Here is a 25,477-nt window from a genome sequence, read left to right as displayed (position 1 = left end):
TGTTCCGTATCACTATCGCTCGCTTGGATTTCATTTTCCCCGTAGCGTGTGAAGTGTCCGTTCGCCGCAGGCTCGCATGCGAGCCGCATTTCTTCGTGAAACTGCTAGGGCGAAACCTCCGAAGTTTGGAGCTATATGAACATTCAGCACCCCTCGCGCAAGGCTGTTATCGCTAGCGCTGCAGTTGCTGCCATGACCGTTACCGGAATCGCCGGTACTGCCGTTGCCTCGTCCTTCCGTGATGTCACTCTGGAAGTTGATGGCGTTTCTATCCCCGTTTCAGGGTTTATGGGCAAGGTCTCTGACGTTTTAGCAACCGCGGGTGTTGAAGTTTCTTCGCACGACCTTGTGGCGCCTTCACTCCATGAACGGGTGAGTAACGGACAGACCATCCTTGTCCGCCGCGCTCAGCAGTACATGGTCGATATCGATGGCGTCTCCACTCCCACATGGTCGACTGCAACCGACATTGATGACTTGCTGGGACAAGTCGGCACGAAGGGCGCCATTATCGCCGCTGATCGTTCAACCTCTCGTGCAGAGCTTCCCGCCCTAACGGCGAGCGGTCCTATCCGCGTCGTTGCGGACGGGCAGACCCACACGGTTGATGCTCGTCAAGGTGCAAGTGCCTCCGATCTCCTTTCCCAAGCCGGTGTTGAGGTTTCCTTCCTCGACCGCGTCGTCTTCACCAGCGATGAGCAGGGAAGCTTCCTTCGAGTGATCCGCGTTCAGCGCGGCGTTGAAGAACGTGAAGAAACTTTGACGAAGGAAGTTGAAGAACAAGAAGACTCCACCTTGGCAAAGGGAACCCGCAAGGTTGCTCAAGAGGGCTCCGATGGCTCCATCAAGAGGAGCGTCTACGTTGAGCGCCGCGACGGTCAAGAAATCGTCAGCCAAGTAGTGTCCGAGAACCGCACCGAACCGGTCAAGCAGATCGTCAAGATCGGAACCAAGGAAACGACAACGGCATCGTCATCTTCTGCCGCATCGTCTTCATCAGGCTCGTCGGCGACCGTGACCGGCAACGACGTCTGGGCCGCTCTCGCGCGTTGCGAATCCGGCGGTAACCCGGCAACGAACACCGGTAACGGCTACTACGGTCTCTACCAGTTCTCTGCTTCCACGTGGCGCGCAATGGGCGGTACCGGACTGCCTTCCGAGGCCTCGGCAGCTGAGCAGACCCAGCGCGCCCAGGCTCTCCAGGCCCGCTCCGGATGGGGGCAGTGGCCGGCCTGCGCTCGATCGCTAGGACTTCTGTGACCACATCCGCACGCCACTCCCGTCCCCGCGCCCACTCTTGGGAACCATCGAAGCAAGCTGTCCTCGTCACTGCGAGCGCAGCTAGCTTCGTGCTGTGCGGGATCGCGGGGATTGGCGTCGCCCACGAGCACTCGACGGTCAATATTGAAGTTGACGGAGTGATCCGCCCCGTTTCGACGTGGGCGCACTCGGTTTCCGGCGTCTTGAACGAGGCCGGAGTTGAGGTGGCAGAACACGACCTCGTCCAGCCGTCAATTCACCAACAGGTCAGTGACGGGCAAACCATCGTTGTGCGTACTGCGAAGCCCTACACGCTCAGTATTGACGGCTCGCGCAAAACGCTGTGGTCCACAGCTCCTTCTGCAGAAGGAGTACTGGCAGATATGGGAGTGGATTCCGGGAAAGCAGTTCTTGCAGTTGATCGTTCCCAGTCGCGTTCGAGCCTGACCCCGCTGGTTTCGCAGACCCGACAAGTCAAGGTCATCGTTGACGGAGATACACGAACGATTACCGCACGAGAAGGCATGGATACCCGTTCGATCCTGGAAAAAGAGGGAATCACCCTCAGTCCCCTTGACCGAGTCGAGGTGAAGTCCACTGCTGAGGGACTCTCGATCGATATTCACAAGGTCACGCGCTCACTTGCTCCTCGCAAGGTCGCCATTCCCTTTGAAGAACACCGCCAAGATTCCGACCAGCTTTTCGCCGGCGAAGAACAGGTGACGACCAAGGGTGTTGAAGGCGAAGCCGAAGAGATGACGTGGAGCGAAAACGTTGACGGCGGTGAACGCTTCGAGGCGCCGCTCAACTCAACGGTGGTTCGCGAGCCCAGTGCGCAAATCCGCTCGATCGGAACCAAAGAGGTCACCCCGAAGGCTCTGATCGAGGCCGGACTTGACCCCAAGGCAACTCTTGAAGAGAAGACCGAAGAGGATGGCACCCGCTCCATTCGCTACCGCGCAAAACTCGGCACCCTCTCAAGCGCAGCTGAAATTACGGCTGCTGGTGGGAACTCCGCCGAAGTTGCACAGGCGATGGTTGCGGCCAATATTCCGCTGACCTATTCGGGTGAAGACCCGCGGAGTCTCGCAAAGCCTTTGGTCGCTGCAAGAGGCTGGGGTGACTCCGAGTTCCAGTGCCTCGTTGCCCTGTGGAACCGCGAATCCCATTGGAATCCCTACGCGAAGAACGCCTCTTCCGGCGCCTACGGTATTCCGCAGGCTCTCCCGGGAAGCAAGATGGCCTCGGCAGGGGCGGATTGGCAGACTAACCCCGTTACTCAAATCAACTGGGGTCTGGGATACATTGCGGGTCGCTACGGCAGGCCGTGTTCGGCGCTCGCGCATTCAAACTCCGTCGGTTGGTACTGATCAATTAGGATGGGTGCGTGAGTTCAACCCGTCGTTATTCAACCCCGCGTCTGCCCAGTGACGCAGAGCCCAGCGAGAGTGGGCTCCTTGGCCCTATCGAAGTGCACGCGATCTGCGAAGCGCTGGGAGTTCGCCCCACGAAAACCCTGGGCCAGAACTTCGTTCACGACGCTGGAACCGTCCGCCGTATCGTTCGAGATGCGGGGATCGGCGAGGGAACTCAGGTCGTTGAGGTTGGGCCGGGCCTAGGTTCCCTCACCCTTGGCCTTCTCGAGGCTGGTGCGTGGGTTCGAGCGATCGAAATTGACCCCGTTTTAGCTCGCGCCCTGCCCGTGACCGTTGCTCAACGCATGCCCGATGCAGCCCAGCGTCTCCACGTTGTCAATCGTGACGCCGTGCAAATCGAAGGCTTGGCGGACTTTGGGGTTGACTGGGATGCTCCCACGCACTTGGTCGCAAATCTTCCCTATAACGTCGCAGTACCTTTGCTGCTGTCGATGATGGAGTCTTTCCCTTCGCTTGACTATGCGCTGGTCATGGTTCAAGCCGAGGTCGCAGACCGCTTGGCTGCAGAGCCGGGTTCGCGAACCTATGGCGTTCCCTCCGTCAAGGCCGCCTGGTACGGGAATGCGAACCGCGCCGGAACCATTGGACGTTCCGTGTTTTGGCCCATTCCCAACGTCGATTCGGCGCTGGTATCCCTGCGTCGCTTGGAGACCCCGCGCGGAGATACCGCCTTGCGTCTTGCGACTTTCGAGGCCTGCGACACCGCCTTCTCGCAACGGCGCAAGACCCTGCGCGCCGCCTTGAAGAATTGGGCGGGAGGCGCAGACAATGCCCAAGAGCTGTGCGATCGCGCTCAGGTGGATTCTTCTATTCGAGGCGAAAAGCTCGGGATCGAGGACTATGTGCGGCTCGGACGCGCTTTGCTTGAAATGAGAGCAGAAGGAACAATTCCTCTTCCTGCTCAAGATCGTTACGCGAAGGAACGCCAGGCGGAGTCGCCCAGTGCGTGAGGTACGTGCATCTGCACCGGGGAAAGTGAACCTTATCCTGCGCGTTGGACAGCCGGATACGCAGGGCTACCACGGCCTCGTCACTGTATTCGAATGCTTAAATATCCGCGAGTACGTCAGTGTGCGCACGGCCAAGTCGCCGGGGATTCACATCGAAACCCATGCTTATGCTGCAGACGGAAGCATTGACCAGGGCGCGACGCAGCTCATGAGCGAGCTAGATCCCACATCGCACTTGGCCTACCGTGCGGCAAAAGTCCTCCAGAAGCTCGCAGCTACGGGTCCCTGGGCACAAACCAGCGCGGGAGTGTCGATCCGCGTGGACAAATACATTCCCATCGCTGGAGGAATGGCCGGGGGATCGGCGGATGCGGCAGCAGCGTTGGTAGCGTGCAACCGTTTATGGGAACTAGGGCTGAGTCTCGAGCAACTGTGCCAGATCGGGCGCGGGCTTGGAGCAGACGTTCCCGCCTGCATCATGGGCGGTATGAGCGTGGGGGAGGGCCGCGGAGATGTTCTGACTCCCTTGCTTGGCTCTGACGCATCGACGTGGCCGCACCATCACTGGGTCATGGTCCGCGCGCACCGGGGTCTTTCGACTCCCGAGGTCTTCAAAACACTGGATGCCTTGAGAGAAGCGGAAAATAACGCTACAGGAATAGACCCCGCGCCATTGAGCCAAGAAGATCAGCGTGCCTTGCTGGGGGATGCAACAAGCGTGGCGCCGGCGTTGAGTAATGACTTAACCGCCCCCGCGCTCCATCTGTATCCCGAGCTTGCTGAAACGATTCGCGATGCGCGTGCAGCCGGTGCCTGCGCAGCGATATTATCCGGCTCTGGCCCAACAATTGCAGTGCTCGCCCGCGATAAGGCTCACGCCGACGAGCTTGCGGAGGCCTTGGCACACAGCCCCGAAGTCAGTGCAACCCTGCCCACCTCGGGTCCCGCGCTCGGCGCAATTGTCGAAGAAGAGGAATGCTAGGTGGCACATCTACTAGGCACACAATCTCTGGGAGCACTCGCGGGTTCGCGTCAGCTCTTAGCCGATGTCGATATTAGCGTTGAAGATACGTCGCGAATCGGAATCTTGGGGCCCAACGGTGCCGGAAAATCCACGCTTTTGCGCCTGGTCGCAGGCGTGCAGCAGCCCGACGACGGGCAAGTGATCACTCGCGATGGTTTGCGTGTGGTCATGCTCGAGCAGGCGGATCACCTTGATGACAATGCCCGAGTGATGGATGCTGTTCACCCGGGACTCGAAGAATACGAATGGGCTTCGCAGAGTTCAATCCGCGATATTCACGCCGGTCTCTTGGCAGATATCGACCTGCATGCTCTGGTTGGAACACTCTCTGGTGGGCAACGCCGCCGCGTTGACCTTGCACGGGTGCTCGCACTTCCCTCCGACGTCGTTTGCTTGGATGAACCAACGAACCACCTCGATGTGGAAGGCGTTGCGTGGCTCGCGCGCCACTTGAACGCACGTTTTGCGCGCCCGGGTGCAAGCGGCGCGCTGATCGCTGTCACCCACGACCGTTGGTTCTTGGATGCAGTGTGTGAAACCATCTGGGAAGTCGTTCCCGGGATCGACCCGGGAGGCTCTCGTCCTCAGATCCCCGGTCGGGTAGAAATCTATGATGGCTCCTACGCTGCTTACACTCTGGCGCGAGCCGAGCGCGTCCGCCAAGCCGATGTTGCCGCAAAGAAGCGCGCGAATCTCCTGACGAAAGAGCTCGCGTGGCTTCGTCGCGGGGCTCCGGCGCGCACGTCGAAGCCGAAGTTCCACATTGCTGCGGCCGAGGCCCTGATCGCTGACGTGCCTCCGCCTAGGGATAGCGTTGAATTGGTCAAGATGGCGACCGCTCGTCTGGGTAAAGACGTTGTTGATCTTGAAGACGTGAGCGTTTCTTTCGAGACTCCTCAGGGTGGTCGGCGCACGATCCTTGACCACGTGACCTGGCGCTTGGCTCCGGGGGAGCGAGTGGGGATCGTCGGCGTGAATGGCGCAGGTAAGACGACGATCCTTAATCTTCTTCGTGGTGATCTGGAGCCAACAAGCGGCCGGGTGAAACGCGGAAAGACCGTCCAGATCGCTACCCTTTCGCAGGATACTCACGAGCTTGACGAGCTCAGTGATCTTCGCGTTGTCGAGGCCGTGGACGCGGTCGCCCACAGCGTGATCGTTGACGGCAAGGAAGTTTCCGCCTCGCAAATGACGGAGAGAATGGGCTTTACTCGCGAGCGCGCGTGGACGCGGGTCAGTGAGATCTCTGGTGGTGAGCGGCGTCGGCTTCAGCTCATGCGCCTGCTCATGGCCGAGCCCAATGTTCTTCTTCTCGATGAGCCGACGAACGATCTTGACACGGATACTTTGGCCGCAATGGAAGACCTCCTTGATGCCTTCCCGGGAACCTTGGTCGTTGTCAGCCACGATCGCTATCTTCTTGAGCGCGCGACCGATCACCAGGTTGCACTTTTGGGGGATGGAAGCCTTCGCGCTCTTCCCGGGGGAGTTGAAGAATACTTGAGTATTCGCGAGGCCGGTGGCGCAAAGTCTCCCGATGCTCGCGAAAGTGCGGCAGGGCCTCGTCAATCTGGAAATGCGGCGGGGGAGGAATCTTCCGCAGACGCCACAGGCTCGGGGATGACTGATTCTGCTGCGCGACGAGCGGCAAAGAAAGAAAGCGCACGGCTTGAGCGAAAGATCGATACCTTGCGCACACGCCTTGAAAAGGTCGAAGAACAGCTTGCTGAATGTGCTGCGCGCATTGCTGAGGATCAGAGCGCTCTAGAAGAGATGACGGACTTGTCTGCGCAGTCAACTCAGATTCGCCAGGAAATTGACGAGTTGGAAGAAGCTTGGCTACTGAATGCAGAGCTTCTTGACGAGTAGAACTCGCAGTGCCATACCTTGTGTAGCACAGCCTAACCTGAGGCAAATAGCCGGTTGGACTTTATCGTAATTACGTGAACATTCTTCGGAAGCAACACTCAGTTTTCGTTGATATTCCGCGGAAAAAACAGTGCTATACGTTTTTCGAAATAAAACATGCATTCTTGAGGGGTCTTAACAATTTGTGTCGACTCTTCAAGGAGAACATCATGACGACCATCGACCTTCCCCTGGTCCAGGACTGCTCCGTTTCGGAGTGCTCGTACAACAACAATGGCTGCGCTGCTGGTGCCGTGACCATCGGCTACGGACGTACCTGCGCAACCTTCGTTCCGCTCTCGGTTCGTGGTGGCCTCGAGCGCAAGAGCCCGGTTGTTGGCGCCTGCCAGAAGGCAGATTGCTCCTTCAACACCGGTCTGGAATGCACCGCCTCTGCGATTCGCGTGGGATCCGCCGGCGCTGATTGCCTGACCTACCAGGCTCGCTGAACATATCGCGTATAACGGGTGTGGCCCGCAGGAATTCCTGCGGGCCACAACCATATGTCAATCGGTGGAAAACGAGGCTTCTAGTTTCCCGCCCATGACTTCATTGTTGTCAGCATCTCGACCTTGTAGCGGTCCCACAAGCGTCCACCCCACACCACTGAAACTGCGATGATGGCTGCACTCCAGGCCAAAGACACGACCACAGCGATAATGAAGGGGATTCCTGTGCCGGTGGTGAAGATCAAGGCAAGCCAGCCGGGCAAAGCGACCAACAAACCGCCCAGCATTGCAGCAGAGGTCGCCCACATCGCCACCATTCCAGCCCCTGCGCCTCGCGTCGATAGAGGAGATGCGCCAGGTTGCTGAACGGGGTAGACCCAGCGACTTCCGACAACCGTTGCGATTCCTGATGAAGCAGTCAGGAAGAGAATGCACAAGCACAGTGTGTAGACGATATCAAGCACACTCTTGCCCATAATGACGCATGCCGCTCCCGAGGCCACAAGGATAACCGGGGTAACAATAGCGAGTGACCCCAAGAGGCGGCCTAAACGATCTTCGCGCCCGGTCATTCCGGCAGCAATCGGCACCCATGCGCCTGTGGAGTCATATTGCATATTCGCACCGATGTTTGCGCCGATGACGATCGGAGCAAGGTATAGGAAAAAGCCGAAAGTGAAAGGCATGAATTCACGCACGTCACTGTCAATCATGTAGTCCATGAGAACGGCCATCACCGGGAAGAGGATCGTCGAGCCCAAGGACACTGACAGTCGAGAATCGTGGAGCCAGTAGTAAGCCGTCTTCGTCGCCATCGCAGCCGAGCGGCCTGAAAGCCCGAGCGCCTGCCAGCGTTGAACACGCTTGAGTCCTGCCGAACGCGAATCCGAGCGCTGCTTTGCCAATTCAGCCTCGGCGCGTGCCTCATCAACGTGATAGCGGCCAGCCTCAATGGCCTCACGCGCTTTGGCAGAAACACGGTTTGCGCTGCCGTACATCGACGGCTTTAATACGCGGATCCAGAGGACCCAACCTAGGGCGAGAGTCGCAAGACCGATTGCACAGCGAACTCCCGCAAGGAGGTAGTCCCCTTGCCTCAAGGATTCAAGTACCCCGAAAAAAGCACCAAAAGGTGTCGTGTAGACCTTGGAAGCGAAGGCAAGAACTGCGTCGTAGGAAAAATTGCGAATAAGAAACTGCATCCAGATTCCCATCGGCGCGAAAACTGCAACGAAAATCATCGAACCGATAAAAGACGCAAAATTCTTGCGTTCTGAGTTTTTCAAAACTTGGTTTCCCGCCCACGTCGTCACGGACTTTGCCCAAATGACAGCAGTGAGGAGGGTGAGAACAGCAGCACAGCTTGCGCCAAGCGAGAGCAGTAATTCACCGCGAGTTAAGAAAAACCAGGCGGGTACAAGGAAGAGGAGTAATGAAAAAATCCCGCCAATTCCAAGCGCAGACGCCACAACAAGAGCAAAGCCAAGTTTGGGTGAGGGCGCAATGAAAGGAGAAAGTCGACGTGGTTCCAGGGTGTTATCCATCGTCGAGAACAACAGTGGCAGGATCAGCCACCCGAGGAAAACCAAAGGCCCGATGAGCATGATGAATTCCGGCGGGATAGATTCATGTAAAGCCAGGACGCCAACGTACAGAGCGCCGACCATTGCCAAACCATACAGAAGCGCCATGAGCGACAGGAGCAGCACGACGACTTGTTTGCACATCACGTTCCACATGATGCGCAGCTTCAAACGAATCAGTTGGCCAACCATGACAGCCCTTCGCTCGTGTGCAGGCCGCCCACCAACTGAGCAAAACGCTCATCCAAGGACATATCGCCCGCCACTTCTGCAGTCGTTCCAGAAGCCAACACCTGTCCGTGATTAATCACAGCAACATGAGTGCACAGCTGCTGAACGGTGGCCATGACGTGGCTGGACAAAATGACCGTTCCGCCCCTGTGGGTGAAATCGATGAGGATCTGGCGGATGTTTGCTGCTGAAACCGGGTCGACCGCCTCGAAAGGCTCATCAAGGACCAAGACCGAGGGAGCATGGATGAGTGCCGCAGCAAGGGAGATCTTCTTCGTCATACCCGCCGAGTAGTCGGAGATGAGCTTCTTACCTGCATCCACGAGGTCCAAAGTTGCCAGCAGCTGCTGCGCGCGCTCGCGAGCAGTTTCGCGAGGTAAACCGCGCAGCATTCCGACGTGAACCAAGAAATCAGGGCCGGAAAGACGGTCGAGCAGGCGCATCCCATCGGGCATGACGCCAAGCTGTGCGCGGGCGGCAAGATTATCCGCCCACACATCGATTCCGTTGACGAAAGCGGTTCCAGAATCCGGCGTGAGCAAACCGGTCGCCATATTGAGGGTTGTGGACTTGCCCGCACCGTTGGGGCCGACAAATCCGTAGAAGGATCCCTTGGGGATGTCCAGGTTGAGGTTTGCCACCGCAACCAAGTTTCCGAAAATCTTCACGAGGCCGCGCATCGCGAGCGCGCATTCACCGGGCTCCCCGAGGGACTGCGTGGGCATGAAAGCGGGGAATGCAGCTGCCGGAGGTTGCTGGCCCACTGGAGTTGCTTGGAACTGCTGAGCAGATGCGGAGCCTGGCTGGAATTGTTGAGGATTCACGGGAGCCTGTTGGAAACCGGGGGTTTGCTGCGGGTACTGCTGTGCAACAAAAGCCGCCTGCCCGTATTGCTGTCCAGGTTCGGGTGGGGGAGGAACGATCGAACGCCTCTTTGGCTGAGACTGCTCCGGCTGTGCAGGAGTCACTGCAGGCTGCCCCGGCTGGAACAGTGGCCCGGGAGGCGGAACTGGAGGAGTCGGAGGGAGCGGGGGTTGAGACATCGTCGATATTCCTTCCTGAAATGTCCTAATGAGTCCAGATTAGTCGCTGCGGGCTTGTCGAGTCGAACCTTCTCATGTGATGGGTTGTGAGGGGAGAAAACCACCTATATCGTGCGAAAACCGCAAACGCAGCTGTGGGTTTGCTGACGATTTTCAGGAGTGATTCTGGGATATTCGAAAATCGTACTTTTGTATCCTTTGAGCTTGCTACTCTTTTGAGTGATTGAGGCTACAGCTCGGTAGATCCTCTGAGCTGGCCCCGGGCACTGCGGTTCTCGCAGCGCCCGTGCATTTTGATCGTGCACCTTGAGAGGAAGCTGCGCATGCTGCGTGCGAAGAAGCGAACAGTGATCGGTGCTCTGGCAGCCTTTTCCCTTTTTGGAATGCCGCTAGCTGCCTACGCGGATCCCAGCGAAGACCCGACATCGGGAAGCGAAACTCAGGCCTCGACGCCCACACCCAGCGTCGAGGCCTCGGCACATGTTAGGCAGACGCGCGCGGTGAGTGCGCTGGTCTCGATCCCGGATATTCAGACCCCGGGCGACGGGGACGATTCCCAGCTGATCAATCAGACGGTCGAAACCAAAGGCGTTGTGACCGCGGCCTACCCCAAGGGAGAGAACGCTAACCTCAAGGGCCTTGAGGGCTTCACCATCCAAACCCCCGGAACAGGCGGAACCTGGGACCCCGCACGAACCGCCTCCGACGGCCTATTCGTCTTCATGGGGAAATCCTCTGCGACGATGCCCTCCATTGGTGACTGCGTTGTCGTCAAAGGCAAGGTGGCTGAGTATTCAGGCGTGAAAAATGCGACCGCCGCAACCCAGAGCCTGACCCAATTGCTTCCGCAAAGTATTACCGCTGCTACTGATTGTGATCCTGTCAAGCCAACGGAACTGAGCGGCGTGCCCACTCAAGACCAGATGGAAGCACTGGAGTCCATGCTGGTCCTGCCCAAGGACACGTGGACGATTACCGATAACTACAAGACCAACCGATACGGGACGCTCTCGCTGACCCCTGGAACCGAGGTTTTGCGTACCGCAACCGACGTTGTTGCCCCCGGCGCTGCTGCTCAAGCCTACGAGGCTGAAAACGCCGCCAAGACCATCGACCTGGACGATGCCTCGACCACAGACCTGACGAACTTCAAGCAAAACGGGCACAAAGAACGCTACGCCTACTTGGCCAACGGAGCCCCTGCTCGCGTGGGCTACCACGTGACCTTCACGAAACCCGTTGTCTTGGAATCACGCTTCGGGAGCTTCGTCTTCCAACCTACGCAGATGACCGCTGGAAATCCTGATCGTTCGCCGGTGACCATCACGGGGGAGCGGCCCGCTGCTCCTTCAGTCAGTGGCGATACGAAGGTCGCAACCTTCAACGTCCTCAACTACTTCTCTGATCTGGGTGAAAACGAACCCGGATGTAAGGGATACGAGGACCGCGACCACAAGTACGTGACCGATAAGAACTGCAAACTCCGCGGCGCCTGGTCCTCGCAAGCTTTTGCGAACCAACAGACCAAGATCGTTCAGGCGATTAATACGATCGATGCCGACGTTGTGGCATTGGAAGAAATCGAAAACCCCGTCGCATCGGGTGTGAGCACCGACCGTGACGGTGCGCTCAAGAGCCTCGTCAATGCGCTCAATGCAGCTGCAGGATCCGAGGTCTGGGCCTATGTCCCCAGTCCCTCAACCGTTCCCGCAAACGAAGACGTCATCCGCATTGCTTTCATCTACAAGAAGGCAAAGATCGCCCCGGTCGGGGACTCCGTCATTTACGACGATCCGGCATACACGGGCCTCGCGCGTCAGCCCCTGGCTCAAGAATTCAAGCCGATCACTGATGTAAACCACGAAGGCAAGAACTTCGTTGTCATTGCCAACCACTTCAAGTCCAAGGGTTCTGCACCCAAGAACTTGTCCGGCGCGGAAGCGGCAGCCAACACTGACAACGGTGATGGTCAGGGGAACTCCAATGGAGTTCGCGTCAAGCAGGCCCGCGCACTTGCCACCTTCGCACAGCGTTTCAACGGAACCCCGACACTGCTTGTTGGCGACTTCAACGCCTACACGATGGAAGACCCTCTGAAAGTCCTGACCGATGCGGGCTGGGCCCACGAGTCAGGTCACGGTGATTCCTCCTATGTCTATGGTGGTCGCTCTGGATCGATGGACCACGTCTTCGCGAACTCTGCAGCGCACCCGCTGATCACCGAGGTGAAGTCGTGGGCGGTAAACGCGCAAGAAAGCATCGCCTTCGAATACTCACGCGCCAACTACAACGCATACCTGGCTTTCGAGGCCGACAACCCCTACCGCGCCTCGGACCACAATCCCGAGATCATCGGTTTGAATCTCATCACCCCGATCGCCCAGCCGCCGGTTGGCCCCTCGGCCCAGCCTTCGGATCAGGCCTCGACCAATCCAAGTGCCCCGGCAGGTAACCCCGAGCAGTCTGCATCGGCAACAAAAGCCAAGCAGAAGCGCTCCAAGCTGGCCTCGACCGGCGTGAACGAAACCATTCCACTGGCCCTAGGAGCCCTGGTGCTGGGCGTGATCGCCTGCGCCATGCGCCGCCGGACCCTCTGACCTTCACCCAACCATCATGAGAGGAAACAATATGCTCACTCGAACCCGAAGGGCGGTGATTGCGACCGGCGCAGCCCTCGCGCTCTTCGCAACTCCTCTAGCTGCCTTCGCAGACCCCGCCGGCGAGGCGACTTCGACGACGGAGGCCAGCCCCGAGGCCACCGCGCCGACTTCCGCCGCCGAAGCCACGGCCTCGGCAAACCAGGCCACCCCCGCGACGGCCCCCGGTGCTGGTACGGATCGCGGCGCATCCGATATCGTCACCCTGGACCTGTACAACCTCACCGATGTGCACGGGCACATCGAGATGCAAAAGGATCGCAAGAGCCGCAAGGTCGTCGAGGCCGGTCTTCCTGCGATGAATTGCTATCTCAAGCGTGCAACCGCAGCGAACCCGAACTCAAGCTTCACCCTGCTGGGCGACAACATTGGTGCGTCTCCCTACACCTCGGGTGCGTTGAAGGATAACCCGACCATCGAAGCGCTCAACACGATGCATCCCCTGGGTTCGACCATGGGCAACCACGAGTTGGATATGGGCCAGGCAGTCTTCAAGCAGCGCGTCGATGGCTCAAACCCCTCTGAGTTCGTTCAAACGAACTTCCCCTACCTTGCTGCAAACGTTGAAGGAATGGGAACGTGGGGAGCGGGCACTCCCTACCTGGGAGAGTACAAGCTGTGGACCTCTCCTTCGGGAGTGACGGTCGCGTTCATCGGCGCGATTGCCGAGGATGTTCCCTACAAGCTCAGCCCCGGAACCACGCAGGGCCTGACTTTCAAGGACCCGATCGCCAAGATCAACACCCTGGCGAAGCAGCTCAAGCAGGATGGAACCGCGCAGATCGTCATCGCCATGCTTGATGATGACGTGAAGAACAACTACCCGAAGATGGGTCCTGATGTTGACGGCCTCATGGGTGGCGACACGCACGTTCCTTACGAGTTTGACCACGTCGATTCGGCGGTCGAGCTCACCTCTCAGAACCCCCTTCTGGCGGGTGTCGCCTCCGGTTCCTACACGGATAACCTGGGCCTGATTCAGATCTCTTACGATACGGCGACCGGAAAGGTCGTTAAGGCCGACACCAAGCTGATCCCCGCGGCAACCGTCTACGAGTGCGGTGAAGACCCGCAGACGAAGGCAGTTGTTACCCGCGCGCAGCAGGCCTCGGCCGTCGCCGGCGCTCAGGTCGTAGCACGGGGCTACACCGAGAGCTTCCACCGCGGCATTTTCGAGGCACCCGATGGAAGCATCGAAAAGGGCGGTAACCGCGGTATCGAGTCGACCCTGGGCAACCTGGCTGCTGACGCGATGCGCGAAACGATCCGCACACCCGATGGCAACCCCGTTGATATCGGCATGATCAATGCTGGCGGTCTGCGCGCAGATCTTGAACCCGGTAGCGATGGCAGCATCACCTACAAGCAGAGCTACGACGTCATGCCCTTCTCGAACGAGCTGGGATACGTGACCATCAAGGGTTCCGATGTGAAGGACGCTCTGGAAGAACAGTGGAAGACGAACCTGAACTCTCAGAACTCGCGCCCGCTGCTCAAGCTTGGTCTGTCAAAGAATGTCCAGTACACCTACGATCCTTCCAAGCCTTACGGTGAGCGCATTACCTCGTTGCTCGTCAATGGTGCGCCCATTGATATGAACAAGGAGTACACGGTTGGGTCGGTGACCTTCCTCCTTGCTGGAGGCGATACCTTCCCGGCACTGACCCGTGGAACGAAGACGGTTCTGGGTAACCTCGACCGCGATAAGTTCAACGAGTATCTGGCTGGACACAACGGCATCAAGGCTGCGACTCTCAAGCAGGCAATTGGTGTGACGCTCCCGAGCGATCCGGTGACTCCCGATCAGGAATTCACCGTGCCTTTGCGTGGCCTGTCCTTCTCCGAGGGGCCCGGCAAGACCCAGAATGTCAAGGTCTCCTTCGGATCGGTAGCTGTCAATGCAAGCGTCAACAACTCGCTGCGCGAAGAGCACGCATCCGATGAGGCCTCGATTATCACAACCGACGGCGCTGGCCAGGCAACTCTGAAGGCCTCGCTGCCGATGTCGGTGTGCGCTGCCAAGCCCGAAGGGGGAGTGCTCTCGCTTCCCGTCACCGTTGAGACCGACTTCGGCACCGTCGTTCCCGAGGCCTCGGGACTGACTGTTCAGGTCACCTGCCCGGTTGCGGCACAACAGCCCGGCGCTGCAGCGACGAACGCAAAGGGCGTCGCGGGCAAAAAGCTGGCACGTACCGGTTCCGAGGCCGCGCTGGTCGTTTTGGCTGCTCTCGGTATGGGTGGTCTCGGCTTGGTGATGCGTCGCAAGTTTGCATGATAGGAACTCGGTATTCGCCGGGATATACCGGTGAAAAGCCTGAGTGACCTGCGTTTGTGGGCGGTGGGATGAAGAAATCCTGCCGCCCACAGGCGTATGCATGGACGGAAAATATAACTTTTATCGATTCGTTATCGCGCTGAGGCCGATTCGCCTTGACGCGTCCGAATGCGATGGGAGAAACTCTAAATGGGCGTCAACGCAGCACACGTATGCGTTCTCGCAAGCGGTGGTGCGCGTGTCTTCCAAGCGGTTGATTCGCGCTGTCGCAACCAACCTACTGTGTATCAACACACTCTACTTGGAGGAATAACGGCATGAAGACCCTCACAAGAATCGTTGCAGTCGCTGGCGTTGCTACGCTCGCACTGACCGCGTGCTCGTCCGGTTCGAAGCCCTCTTCGGATTCTGGCTCGACCTCGAGCGCATCTTCCAATGGCGCAAGCTTCAAGGCTTGCGCCGTTTCTGATGCTGGCGGTTGGGACGACAAGTCCTTCAACGAATCCGCATACAACGGCCTGAAGGCCGCACAGTCGAAGCTCGGCATTCAGATCAACACGGCAGAGTCCTCCTCTTCGTCGGACTTCGTACCCAACACTGAATCAATGGTCTCCGACGGCTGCAATCTGATCATCGGCGTTGGCTTCAACCTGGAGAAGGCACTGCACGCCTCTGCAAACGAGAACAAGGACGTCCACTACGCACTTGTTGACTCTTCCTTCTCGGACGACTCCAACAAGACCGTAACCGTTGAGAACGCACGTCCTCTGCTCTTCAACACCGCTGAAGCTGCTTACCTGGCTGGTTACGCCGCAGCGGGAATGAGCAAGACCGGCAAGGTCGCCACCTTCGGTGGCATCCAGATTCCTTCGGTTACCGTCTTCATGGACGGCTTCGCCGATGGTGTCGCAGCCTACAACAAGGCAAAGGGCACGAACGTCCAGGTTCTCGGCTGGGACAAGACAACCCAGAATGGCTCCTTCACCCAGTCCTTCGATGACCAGGCACTGGGCAAGCAGCAGGCACAGCAGTTCATCGACCAGGGCGCTGACATCATCATGCCCGTCGCTGGTCCTGTGGGCCTGGGCGCAGCTGCTGCTGCAAAGGCCGATGGCAAGACCTACATCGTGGGTGTTGACTCCGACTGGTACGAATCTGCCCCCGACTACAAGTCGATCATTCTGACCTCGGTCATGAAGGAAATCGGCGCTTCGGTTGAGCAGGCCATCACGGACTCCGTGAACGGCAAGTTCAGCGCAACTCCTTACGTCGGTACTCTGGAAAACGGTGGCGTCTCCATCGCTCCCTTCCACGAGTTCGATTCCAAGGTTCCTCAGGATCTGAAGGATGAGCTCACCAAACTCACCGATCAGATCAAGAAGGGCGAACTGAAGGTTGAGTCCGCGAACTCCCCGAAGTGATTCGTGAACACTAAGTGAAGGCGCGGTGGTCTCTCCACCGCGCCTTCGCTGTATCAGCTATCCTGAAACCGAAACTCAACCGCGCAGAAGGGCAGAGTTACAGTGAAGTTGGAACTCAAGGGGATCACCAAACGTTTCGGTCCTCTGGTCGCAAATAATGACATCAACCTCACCATCGAAGAAGGGCATATTCACGCGCTTCTTGGTGAAAACGGAGCCGGTAAATCAACGCTGATGAATGTACTTTACGGCCTTCACCAGCCCGATGAAGGAGAAATCCTCATCGATGGGAAGCCGGTCCACTTCAACGGCCCCGGTGATGCGGTTGCCGCGGGGATTGGAATGGTGCACCAGCACTTCATGCTGATCCCGGTCTTTACCGTCGCAGAATCGATCGCTCTGGGTTTCGAGCCGACAAAAGCAAGCGGGTTGATTGATCTTGCGCAGGCCCGACGCACTGTTGAAGAAGTCTCTGCGCGCTTTGGTTTCGATCTTGATCCCGATGCCCTCATTGAAGACCTTTCTGTTGGTGCCCAGCAGAGAGTCGAAATCGTGAAGGCCCTCTCGCGTCAAGCAAAGGTCCTTATTCTTGATGAGCCAACGGCGGTTTTGACTCCCCAGGAAACCGACGAACTCATGGCGATCATGCGTCAGCTTGCCGATGCGGGAACGTCCATCGTCTTCATTACCCACAAACTGCGCGAGGTCCGCGCCGTCGCAGATGAAATCACCGTCATTCGACGCGGAACCGTCGTCGGTGAAGCATCTCCGCAGGACTCCGAATCCGAGCTGGCCAATAAGATGGTCGGCCGCTCGGTCATGATGCGCGTTGACAAAGCTGAGGCACATCCAAGCGGTGGGGGATTGGAGTTCAAGGAGATCTCCATGCTTTCTCCTACGGGCTTGCCCCTCCTCGACCACGTATCTTTCACTGTCGAACGCGGTGAAATTGTTACGGTTGCTGGTGTTCAAGGTAACGGTCAGACCGAACTTGCACAGACCATTTTGGGCCTAGCCACCCCGAATTCCGGTGAGATCCTCCTTGAAGGAATCGACATTACACACGCCAACCCTCGTAAGTCTTTGGACGCGGGAATCGGCTTCATTCCCGAGGACCGTTCGACCGACGGCATTATTTCCTCTTTCTCGATCGCCGAAAATCTGGTCTTGGACCAGTACAAGGACTCGCGTTTCGCGGCCGGTCCCATGCTCAAGCTCGGAATCATCGCTCAAAATGCGCGGGCTAAGGAGGAAGAGTTCGATATTCGTCTGACGTCGATCAGTGATCCGATTTCTTCGCTTTCGGGCGGAAACCAGCAAAAGGTCGTTGTCGCGCGCGAAATGTCGAAGGACCTCAACCTGCTTGTTGCGAATCAGCCAACTCGTGGCGTGGACGTGGGCTCGATCGAGTTCATCCACAAGCGCATCGTCGAGGTTCGCGACCAGAACATTCCCGTCCTGTTGATCTCATCCGAATTGGATGAAGTAGTTTCGCTGGCCGACCGCATCGTCGTGATGTATCGAGGCCGCGTGATGGGTATCGTTCCTGCAGATACCCCGCGTGATGTGCTCGGTTTGATGATGGCCGGCGTTCCCTATGACGAGGCTGTGGCGGGCGAGCAGGAAAACGCTGAGGTTTCGGATTCACACGAGGAGGAGAAGTGATGACCCAGGCAAAACGTCCTTCGAAGGCACTGGTTGTGTGTCGTCACATCTTGGGATCGCGGTGGTTCGTTTCCATCCTCGCGGTTCTCATTGCCTTTGCTCTAGGTGCGATTTTGATCGCGATGACTGGCGCATCGGTACTCGATGCCTATTATGCGATGTTCCGCGGGGCAATCTTTGACCCCGGCGCACGCAGCTTCCAACGCCAGATCAAGCCGCTGACAGATTCCCTGTTCTTCTCAATCCCCTTGGTGCTGGGCGGTTTGGGTCTTGCTCTGGGATTCCGCGCAGGGTTGTTCAATATCGGCGGTAAAGGCCAGATTATTTTCGGTGCTCTTTCTGCTGTGTGGGTTGGCTTCGCAATGAACTTGCCTCCCGTTATTCACACCCTTGTTGCTCTTCTTGCAGCGATGGTCGCCGGTGCTCTTTACGCCGGAATCGCCGGCGTGCTCAAAGCAAAGACCGGTGCTAACGAAGTCATCGTTACCATCATGTTGAACTCGATTGCCACCTTGGCGCTGGGCTACATCCTTTCGAAGCCATCGTGGCAGGTCCCGGGTTCTAATCAGCCTCAAACTCCGAAGGTTGCGGATTCAGCCGCTTTCGCTCGCATTCTCGATGCGCCCTTCAAGATTCACATGGGTGTTTTCGTCGCGCTCCTTGCGGTGATCATTTTCTGGTGGCTCATTGAACGTTCGACCTTGGGCTTTGAAATCCGAGCTGTTGGTGCCAATCCCGAGGCCGCCCGTACCGCCGGAATTTCGGTGGGGAAGATTACCGCAATCACCATGGCCATCTCGGGTGCCTTTCTCGGCCTTGCGGGCGCAAACGAGGCCTTGGGCACCGTTGGTTATGTCTCGCGCGATATCACTGGCACCATCGGCTTTGACGCCATTACGGTTGCTCTTTTGGGTCGGAACAAGCCCCTGGGCACTCTGGGCGCAGGTGTTCTCTTCGGTGCCTTTAAAGCAGGTGGCTACACCATGCAGGCGAAGGGCGTCCCGATCGATATGATCCTGATCCTCCAGTCAGTGATCGTCCTGCTCATTGCAGCCCCCATGTTTGTTCGCTGGCTCTTCCACCTGCCCAAGGAAACCAAGAAGAGCTTGCGCGCTGAGCTCGCTGAGCTCAGCGATGAACATACTGAAGAGGACGGGAAGAGTCCGGCCGCGGCCTCGGCAGTGAAGGAAAATGCAGCGTCTGAAGGCGGCGATGCCGTCGTCGATGGCGCCTCCACCGATTCGGAAGGAGAGGCACGATGAGCCAGATGCAAACAATGAATGACGTTCAACTCAAGCGTTCATGGAAGATGCCAGTTGTCTACGTTCTGGCAGTGCTCCTGCAAATTCTCTTCACGATCAAGGTCAGCGGCGACGTCACCATCCGACTCAATGACAAGTCCCAGAGCCTCAATATTGACGATATTGTCACCCCCGGACGGCCTATCCTTCTGGTGCTGACAGCGTTGACTCTTGTGGTGGCCATGTGGTCGATCTACTCGGTATGGGCACGTCGGCAGAATCCGCGTTGGCTTGATGTCACCATGATGATTGTCGCCGGGATTGCAACGGTCTTCGGATTCCTGATCTATGCAGGTTCGGGTTCTAGCGGTGTCGTGACACTGACCTCGACACTGTATTCGACCGTTGCAATTTCAACGCCTCTGATCTTCGGTTCACTTTCGGGCGTTGTTTCGGAACGTGTTGGCGTTGTCAATATCGCCATTGAAGGTGACCTGCTCTTGGGAGCTTTCGCAGGTGTCATGGCTGCCTCGTACTTCCAGACTTCATGGGCGGGCCTGATCGCAGCGCCGATCGCGGGTGCCTTCCTTGGCTGCCTCTTGGCGCTCTTCTCGGTCAAGTATGGCGTGGATCAGATCATCGTCGGTGTGGTCTTGAACGTCTTGGCAGCGGGTCTGACGACTTTCTTCTACGGAACGTGGATGACGAAGAAGGCCGAACTCTTCAATACGAATAAGTTCTCGCTCTCTGATATCAAGATTCCGATCCTGGGAGAAATCCCGGTTATTGGCCCGATGCTCTTCAACCACAACATCTTGGTCTACTTGATGTACGCCACGGTGATTTTCTTGGCGATCTACCTGTACCGTTCGCGTTGGGGCTTGCGTCTTCGCGCCTGCGGTGAGCACCCGCGAGCAGCCGATACCGTCGGCATTAACGTCAATCGCACGCGAACCCTCAATGCCATCCTTGCTTCCGGTTTTGCGGGATTGGGCGGTGCATTCTTCACCATCGGTTCGGACCTGTCCTTTACCGACAATATTTCCGCCGGCAATGGCTACATTGCCTTGGCTGCAATGATCTTGGGTAAGTGGCACCCGATCGGCGCCATGGGTGCTGCACTGATGTTCGGTTTTGCTCAGGCACTTGCGCGCCTGCTGCCGAACCTGGAGCAGTCCATTCCTTCAGACCTGATCTCGATGATCCCCTACATCGTGACCATCATCGCGGTCGCCGGATTCGTCGGGAAGTCGCGTCCGCCGGCAGCTGAGAACATTCCCTACACGAAGTGATTGACTGCTAGGTAGAAGGAACGACTCATGGACATCAACTGGGAAGATCTTCAGGATCTTGCTATCTCGGCAATGGAACAGGCCTACTGCCCATACAGCGGATTTCCCGTTGGAGCAGCTGGACTGACAACAGACGGGCAGACCTATTCGGGATGCAACGTGGAGAACGCCGGTTACGGTGTCACACTGTGCGCTGAATGCGGAATGGTTTCGCAGATGGTGCGCTCCGGTGGCGGTCGCCTCGTGGCGGTGGTTGCGGTGAACGGGAATTGCGAGCCGGTTGCTCCCTGCGGTCGTTGCCGTCAGCTCATTTTTGAGCACGGCGGTAATGACTGCCTGGTTTTGATGCCCGAGGGCGTCATGACCATGAAACAAGTACTACCGGGAGCTTTTGGCCCCCACGACCTGACCGAAGTGCCATCGGCACGATTCAACGAAGATTAATGACTGCGGCGGGCGTGCACGTCCCTTAATGGTGTGCGCGCCCGCCAAGCATTCTCCGAAATAACACCCAGGAAGGACATCATGAAACAGTTTGATGCCGTCGACGTCATTCGCGTGAAGCGCGATGGCGGGAAACTGTCCACTGAAGAAATTCAATGGACCATTGATGCCTACACGCGCGGGGTCATGAAGGACGAGCAAATGGCCGCCTTGGCCATGGCTGTTTTCCTGCGCGGAATGGACCGTGAAGAAATCGTGACGTGGACTCAGGCCATGATCGATTCGGGCGAGCGCATGGATTTTGCGCGTATTTCTCGCGTAACCGCGGATAAGCACTCGACCGGTGGCGTGGGCGATAAGATCACCCTTCCGCTTGCCCCGCTTGTTGCAGTCTTCGGCGTTGCAGTGCCGCAGCTTTCCGGCCGAGGCCTCGGCCACACGGGTGGAACCCTTGACAAACTCGAGGCCATCCCCGGCTGGCGTGCGTCTTTGTCCAATGACGAGATCTACCACCAATTGGGTGAAGGCTGCGGAGCCGTGATTTGTGCGGCTGGAGCAGGTCTGGCTCCGGCAGATAAGAAGCTCTACGCGCTGCGTGACATCACCTCGACCGTGGATTGCATTCCCCTCATTGCTTCTTCGATCATGTCGAAGAAGATCGCCGAGGGAACCGACTCCCTGGTTCTGGACGTCAAGGTCGGTAGTGGCGCTTTCATGAAGGACATTGATCATGCTCGCGAGCTAGCCCGCACCATGGTGGACCTGGGCCGCGATGCCGGAGTGAAAACACAGGCTCTCTTGACCGATATGTCCACCCCGCTGGGACTCAAGGTCGGTAATGCTCTTGAAGTTGAAGAATCCGTCGAGGTTCTTGCCGGTGGTGGCCCCGCGGATGTCGTCGAATTGACCGTTGAGCTTGCTCGCACCATGCTCACCATGGCGGGACAGCCTGATGCCGATGTTGAAGCAGCGTTGAAGGACGGTCGTGCCATGGATGTGTGGCGTGCAATGATTCGTGAACAGGGCGGAGACCCCGACGCTGCGCTGCCGACTTCCGCGCTGACCCATACGGTCACTGCCGAGGCCGATGGCTTCATTTCCGAAATGGATGCACTCAGCGTGGGCGTGGCCTCGTGGAGGCTGGGCGCGGGCCGCGCGGTCAAGGACGATCCGGTACAGGCGGGAGCGGGAATTGAAATTCACGCCAAGCTTGGGGAGCGCGTGCGCAAGGGAGAGGCGCTCTTCACCCTGCACACAGACGATGAGTGGCGCATTCCCCGAGCTCTTGAGGCACTGGACGGGGGAGTGGTGATCAGCGAAACCGCACCCGCTCCTCGTCACATCATTTTGGACCGCGTGGACTAAGACTCACACCAGACCAAGCAAGCGACACGACCACACACGTATTGGAGTACACGATCATGAAATCGACACCGCACATCAACCCGACGGCCCCCATTGCACCGACCATCTTGCTGCCCGGAGATCCGCTTCGCGCCAAGTTCATTGCCGAGACCTACCTTGAGGACGCGCAGCAATTCAACGCGGTGCGTAACATGCTGGGCTTCACCGGTACCTACCAGGGCACTCCGGTATCGGTTATGGGCTCGGGTATGGGTATCCCTTCGATCTCGCTGTATGCGTGGGAACTCATTCACGTCTTTGGCTGCACAAAGCTCATCCGTGTGGGTACCTGCGGCGCGCTGCAGCCCGGAATCAACCTTTACGATGTCGTCATCGCTCAGGGAGCCTGCACGAACTCGAACTTCATCGATCAGTACAACATCCCTGGAACCTATGCCCCCATCGGTTCCTACCGCCTGATTGAGGCTGTGCGCGAGAATGCAAGGGAAAAGGGCGTAACCACCCACGTGGGTAACGTCCTGTCCTCGGATACTTTCTACAATGCCGATCCGACCTTTAACGAGCGCTGGCAGAAGATGGGCATCATGGCCATCGAAATGGAGACCGCGGGCCTGTACGCCACTGCCGCCGAGGCCGGGGTTGAGGCTTTGGGTATCTTCACCGTCTCTGACTCGCTGGTGACCGGTGAAGAAACGACCGCACACGAACGTCAGACCGCGTTCACCCAGATGATGGAAATCGCACTTCCTCTGGCGCAGATCTGAGGAAAAGACGAGGAATGAGTATGAAGAAAACTGACGTTGCGAGCATCATCGATCACACGATCCTCAAGCCCGAGGCAACTCACCAAGACGTCGAACGAATCGTTGAAGAAGGCGCACATTTTGGTACCTATTCCGTGTGCGTGTCCCCATCGATGCTCCCGCTTGAGGTGCCCGAAGGACTGAAGGTCGCCTGCGTCGTGGGCTTCCCTTCGGGGGCAGTGAAGCCGAATGTCAAGGCCTATGAAGCCAAGCAGGCTATTGCCGATGGTGCTGACGAGATCGATATGGTCATCAATATTGCCCTGGCAAAAGAAGGCAAGTTTGATCAGGTCGAGGAAGAAATCCGTGCTGTTCGCGCGGAGATCCCTGCAGGAAAAGTCCTGAAGGTCATCATCGAATCGGCGGCCTTGACCGACGAAGAAATCGTTGCAGTCTGCCGTGCGGCGGTCGCTGCCGGTGCAGATTTTGTCAAGACCTCAACCGGTTTCCACCCTGCAGGTGGGGCCTCGGTTCACGCCGTTGAACTGATGCGTCAAACCGTGGGTGAAAACGTGGGAGTCAAGGCCTCTGGCGGTATTCGCGATGCCCAAACGGCCATCGCAATGATCGAGGCGGGCGCGAATCGTCTGGGCGTTTCTGCAACCGCTGCGATTCTTGCCGGTCTTGAAGACTAATTCAGGGGGAAAAATGAACGTTATTGAACGAGCTCAACAGTGGGTGGACCACGATCCGGATCCGGCAACCGCGGCTGAACTTGCCTCTGCCGTTGAAGCAGCGCGCGCAGGAGACGAGAGCGCACTTGCCGAACTGAATCGGGCCATGAATGGCCCTCTGCAATTCGGTACTGCCGGATTGCGCGGTGAAATTGGCCCGGGCGAATCGCGAATGAATCTCTCGGTCGTCATCCGTGCAACCGCCGGGTTGTGCGCGGTTCTCCTCAGGCATGCAACGCGCGCTCCGCGCGTCGTCATCGGCTGCGACGCCCGCTACGGATCAGTTGATTTCGCTCACGCAGCTGCACGCGTGGCCTCGGCAGCAGGATGCGAAGTGTTCTTGCTTCCGCTGAAGAACCCCACCCCGCTCACCGCATTCTCCGTGCGCGAGTTGGACGCCGATGCGGGCATCATGGTCACCGCATCGCACAACCCGCCTCGCGACAACGGCTACAAGGTCTACTTGGGCGGAACCGTCGTGACCGGTGCCGGCCAGGGCGTCCAAATTGTTTCTCCCTTCGATGCCGAGATCGCTTCTGCGATTGCTTCGGCTCCTTTCGCCGATCAGATCGCTCAGAATGACGAGCTGATCGTCAATGTGGATCCTCGCGAGGACTACATTGCTCGCGCCGCATCTTTGGCGCAGGGAAGCCCGGAAATCAAGGAAGATCTGGCCATCACCTTGACCGCCATGCACGGTGTGGGCGCAGCCCTGACCCAGCAGGTGCTCAACGAGGCCGGCTTTACCAACGTCAGCCTCGTTGCAGAGCAAGTGGAACCGGACCCCGACTTCCCGACGGTGTCCTTCCCGAACCCCGAGGAGCCCGGTGCTCTGGATCTGGCTATTGCGCATGCGCGCGCACATGCTTCTGACCTCATCATCGCGGTCGACCCAGATGCTGACCGCTGTGCGCTCGCGGTTCCCGACGAGGCCTCGTCGAATGGTTGGCGTCAGCTTTCCGGCGATGAAACGGGATCACTGCTGGGAGAGTTCCTCGCAGGAAGCGCCCCCGAGGATGCAGTCTTCGCAAACTCGATCGTTTCTTCGCGTTTGCTGGGCAAAATTGCTCAAGGGCACGGACTGAAGTACCAGCACACGCTCACCGGCTTCAAGTGGATTGCACGCGTTCCGGGGCTCTACTTCGGCTACGAAGAAGCCATCGGTTTTTGCCCCGATCCCACGCGCGTGCGCGATAAGGATGGCATTGCCACCTCGGTTGTTGCCGCTTCCTTGTTCGCAATGCTCAAGAGCCAGGGACGCACGGCAAAGGACGAACTCGAGCGCATGGCACGGCTCTATGGCCTGCATGTGACCGCGCCGCTGACCTTCCGTGTTGATCGCCTTGAGCTGATCGCAGAGGGCATGCAGCGCCTGCGTTCTCAGCCCCCGACAACTCTTGCCGGCGCTGAGGTCGAAGGAGTTGTGGACCTGTCGAAGGGATGGGATGGTCTTCCGGGTACGGATGCGCTCATGGTCACCACTACTGCCGGCGACCGCGTCATTGCTCGTCCGTCTGGCACGGAACCCAAGCTTAAGTGTTACCTCGAAGTGGTAATCCCCGTAGAAGAAGGAGCAGAGGTTCCGTGGGCACAAGCTCGTGAGCGCCTGGAGACGATTAAATCCGAATTCGGTGCCGCGATTGGGATCTGAGTGATTCCCGAGGCCTCGCTTGCTGTGGAATTCTTGCACTAGTTGCGGCCTTGAAACTTCTGGTGGGTGTCTCCTTCGGAGGCGCCCACCAGCTGTATTCGCCTC

19 protein-coding genes are annotated in these 25,477 nt (G+C 58.1%); 17 read left to right on the top strand and 2 right to left on the bottom strand.

The window, feature by feature from the left end:
• Positions 1–135 precede the first annotated feature (135 nt).
• From HMPREF1627_RS05685 to HMPREF1627_RS05660, 6 genes are all read left to right on the top strand, one after another.
• Positions 136–1,260 carry a resuscitation-promoting factor gene (locus tag HMPREF1627_RS05685; protein WP_034501866.1) on the top strand — a complete coding sequence of 375 codons (1,125 nt, stop codon included), beginning with the start codon at positions 136–138 and terminating at the stop codon, positions 1,258–1,260.
• Positions 1,257–2,630, top strand: a complete 1,374-nt coding sequence (locus HMPREF1627_RS05680) for a ubiquitin-like domain-containing protein (protein WP_234305258.1) — start codon at positions 1,257–1,259, stop codon at positions 2,628–2,630. Before HMPREF1627_RS05685 ends, HMPREF1627_RS05680 begins: the two co-directional genes overlap by 4 nt.
• Before the next feature lie 17 nt (positions 2,631–2,647).
• On the top strand, positions 2,648–3,646 hold the full coding sequence (gene rsmA / locus HMPREF1627_RS05675) for a 16S rRNA (adenine(1518)-N(6)/adenine(1519)-N(6))-dimethyltransferase RsmA (RefSeq protein WP_052040858.1): 999 nt from the start codon (positions 2,648–2,650) through the stop codon (positions 3,644–3,646).
• The gene (locus HMPREF1627_RS05670; RefSeq protein WP_034501865.1) at positions 3,639–4,628 is read left to right on the top strand and encodes a 4-(cytidine 5'-diphospho)-2-C-methyl-D-erythritol kinase; all 990 of its coding nucleotides are present in this window, start codon (positions 3,639–3,641) and stop codon (positions 4,626–4,628) included. Before rsmA ends, HMPREF1627_RS05670 begins: the two co-directional genes overlap by 8 nt.
• Positions 4,629–6,539: an ABC-F family ATP-binding cassette domain-containing protein gene (locus HMPREF1627_RS05665; RefSeq protein WP_034501864.1), complete on the top strand. Its 1,911-nt coding sequence runs from the start codon at positions 4,629–4,631 to the stop codon at positions 6,537–6,539.
• Between the two features lie 209 nt (positions 6,540–6,748).
• Positions 6,749–7,027: a DUF1540 domain-containing protein gene (locus tag HMPREF1627_RS05660; RefSeq protein ID WP_034501862.1), complete on the top strand. Its 279-nt coding sequence runs from the start codon at positions 6,749–6,751 to the stop codon at positions 7,025–7,027.
• A gap of 80 nt (positions 7,028–7,107) precedes the next feature.
• Here HMPREF1627_RS05660 and HMPREF1627_RS05655 read toward each other — a convergent pair whose 3' ends face one another.
• The gene (locus tag HMPREF1627_RS05655) at positions 7,108–8,802 is read right to left on the bottom strand and encodes a hypothetical protein (RefSeq protein WP_034501860.1); all 1,695 of its coding nucleotides are present in this window, start codon (positions 8,800–8,802) and stop codon (positions 7,108–7,110) included.
• Positions 8,787–9,566 (bottom strand): ABC transporter ATP-binding protein, encoded by a 780-nt coding sequence (locus tag HMPREF1627_RS05650; protein WP_034501992.1) that lies wholly within the window; start codon positions 9,564–9,566, stop codon positions 8,787–8,789. The genes HMPREF1627_RS05655 and HMPREF1627_RS05650 overlap by 16 nt, the downstream gene beginning before the upstream one ends.
• 641 nt (positions 9,567–10,207) lie before the next feature.
• On the opposite strand from HMPREF1627_RS05650, the gene HMPREF1627_RS05645 reads away from it, so the two are divergent.
• The 11 genes from HMPREF1627_RS05645 to HMPREF1627_RS05590 all read left to right on the top strand — a co-directional run bounded on the left by HMPREF1627_RS05645 (position 10,208) and on the right by HMPREF1627_RS05590 (position 25,372).
• On the top strand, positions 10,208–12,481 hold the full coding sequence (locus HMPREF1627_RS05645; protein WP_034501859.1) for an ExeM/NucH family extracellular endonuclease: 2,274 nt from the start codon (positions 10,208–10,210) through the stop codon (positions 12,479–12,481).
• A gap of 31 nt (positions 12,482–12,512) precedes the next feature.
• A complete protein-coding gene (locus HMPREF1627_RS05640; protein ID WP_034501857.1) occupies positions 12,513–14,816 on the top strand; it encodes a bifunctional metallophosphatase/5'-nucleotidase in 2,304 nt (767 codons plus the stop codon).
• A 317-nt stretch (positions 14,817–15,133) separates the two neighbouring features.
• Entirely contained in the window at positions 15,134–16,237 is a 1,104-nt protein-coding gene (locus HMPREF1627_RS05630) for a BMP family lipoprotein (RefSeq protein WP_034501855.1), read from the top strand.
• A gap of 102 nt (positions 16,238–16,339) precedes the next feature.
• Positions 16,340–17,902 carry an ABC transporter ATP-binding protein gene (locus HMPREF1627_RS05625; protein WP_034501854.1) on the top strand — a complete coding sequence of 521 codons (1,563 nt, stop codon included), beginning with the start codon at positions 16,340–16,342 and terminating at the stop codon, positions 17,900–17,902.
• Positions 17,902–19,164 carry an ABC transporter permease gene (locus HMPREF1627_RS05620; RefSeq protein ID WP_034501852.1) on the top strand — a complete coding sequence of 421 codons (1,263 nt, stop codon included), beginning with the start codon at positions 17,902–17,904 and terminating at the stop codon, positions 19,162–19,164. Before HMPREF1627_RS05625 ends, HMPREF1627_RS05620 begins: the two co-directional genes overlap by 1 nt.
• The gene (locus tag HMPREF1627_RS05615; protein WP_034501849.1) at positions 19,161–20,435 is read left to right on the top strand and encodes an ABC transporter permease; all 1,275 of its coding nucleotides are present in this window, start codon (positions 19,161–19,163) and stop codon (positions 20,433–20,435) included. Before HMPREF1627_RS05620 ends, HMPREF1627_RS05615 begins: the two co-directional genes overlap by 4 nt.
• Positions 20,436–20,462: 27 nt before the next feature.
• On the top strand, positions 20,463–20,879 hold the full coding sequence (locus tag HMPREF1627_RS05610) for a cytidine deaminase (RefSeq protein ID WP_034501847.1): 417 nt from the start codon (positions 20,463–20,465) through the stop codon (positions 20,877–20,879).
• 81 nt (positions 20,880–20,960) lie between these two features.
• Entirely contained in the window at positions 20,961–22,244 is a 1,284-nt protein-coding gene (locus HMPREF1627_RS05605; RefSeq protein WP_034501845.1) for a thymidine phosphorylase, read from the top strand.
• A 56-nt stretch (positions 22,245–22,300) separates the two neighbouring features.
• On the top strand, positions 22,301–23,008 hold the full coding sequence (gene deoD, locus HMPREF1627_RS05600) for a purine-nucleoside phosphorylase (protein ID WP_034501843.1): 708 nt from the start codon (positions 22,301–22,303) through the stop codon (positions 23,006–23,008).
• Positions 23,009–23,028: 20 nt separating this feature from the next.
• Positions 23,029–23,682 carry a deoxyribose-phosphate aldolase gene (gene deoC / locus HMPREF1627_RS05595; RefSeq protein WP_034501836.1) on the top strand — a complete coding sequence of 218 codons (654 nt, stop codon included), beginning with the start codon at positions 23,029–23,031 and terminating at the stop codon, positions 23,680–23,682.
• Between the two features lie 13 nt (positions 23,683–23,695).
• Positions 23,696–25,372, top strand: coding sequence for a phospho-sugar mutase (locus tag HMPREF1627_RS05590; protein ID WP_034501832.1), 1,677 nt, complete (start codon positions 23,696–23,698; stop codon positions 25,370–25,372).
• Positions 25,373–25,477: the final 105 nt, after the last annotated feature.

The sequence above is a fragment of the Actinomyces sp. S6-Spd3 genome (genome assembly GCF_000758755.1).
Taxonomy (GTDB): Bacteria; Actinomycetota; Actinomycetes; order Actinomycetales; family Actinomycetaceae; genus Pauljensenia.
Note: the sequence above shows the minus strand (reverse complement) of the source record. Positions and strands in the feature narration are given on the sequence as shown.

Bases quoted from the DNA above. Each gene is read 5' to 3' on its own strand.
- HMPREF1627_RS05685 (WP_034501866.1), top strand. From the start codon at position 136: ATGAACATTCAGCACCCCTCGCGCAAGGCTGTTATCGCTAGCGCTGCA.
- HMPREF1627_RS05660 (WP_034501862.1), top strand. From the start codon at position 6,749: ATGACGACCATCGACCTTCCCCTGGTCCAGGACTGCTCCGTTTCGGAG.
- HMPREF1627_RS05655 (WP_034501860.1), bottom strand. From the start codon at position 8,802: ATGGTTGGCCAACTGATTCGTTTGAAGCTGCGCATCATGTGGAACGTG.
- HMPREF1627_RS05650 (WP_034501992.1), bottom strand. From the start codon at position 9,566: ATGCCCACGCAGTCCCTCGGGGAGCCCGGTGAATGCGCGCTCGCGATG.
- HMPREF1627_RS05645 (WP_034501859.1), top strand. From the start codon at position 10,208: ATGCTGCGTGCGAAGAAGCGAACAGTGATCGGTGCTCTGGCAGCCTTT.
- HMPREF1627_RS05640 (WP_034501857.1), top strand. From the start codon at position 12,513: ATGCTCACTCGAACCCGAAGGGCGGTGATTGCGACCGGCGCAGCCCTC.
- HMPREF1627_RS05630 (WP_034501855.1), top strand. From the start codon at position 15,134: ATGAAGACCCTCACAAGAATCGTTGCAGTCGCTGGCGTTGCTACGCTC.
- HMPREF1627_RS05620 (WP_034501852.1), top strand. From the start codon at position 17,902: ATGACCCAGGCAAAACGTCCTTCGAAGGCACTGGTTGTGTGTCGTCAC.
- HMPREF1627_RS05615 (WP_034501849.1), top strand. From the start codon at position 19,161: ATGAGCCAGATGCAAACAATGAATGACGTTCAACTCAAGCGTTCATGG.
- HMPREF1627_RS05610 (WP_034501847.1), top strand. From the start codon at position 20,463: ATGGACATCAACTGGGAAGATCTTCAGGATCTTGCTATCTCGGCAATG.
- HMPREF1627_RS05605 (WP_034501845.1), top strand. From the start codon at position 20,961: ATGAAACAGTTTGATGCCGTCGACGTCATTCGCGTGAAGCGCGATGGC.
- deoD (WP_034501843.1), top strand. From the start codon at position 22,301: ATGAAATCGACACCGCACATCAACCCGACGGCCCCCATTGCACCGACC.
- deoC (WP_034501836.1), top strand. From the start codon at position 23,029: ATGAAGAAAACTGACGTTGCGAGCATCATCGATCACACGATCCTCAAG.
- HMPREF1627_RS05590 (WP_034501832.1), top strand. From the start codon at position 23,696: ATGAACGTTATTGAACGAGCTCAACAGTGGGTGGACCACGATCCGGAT.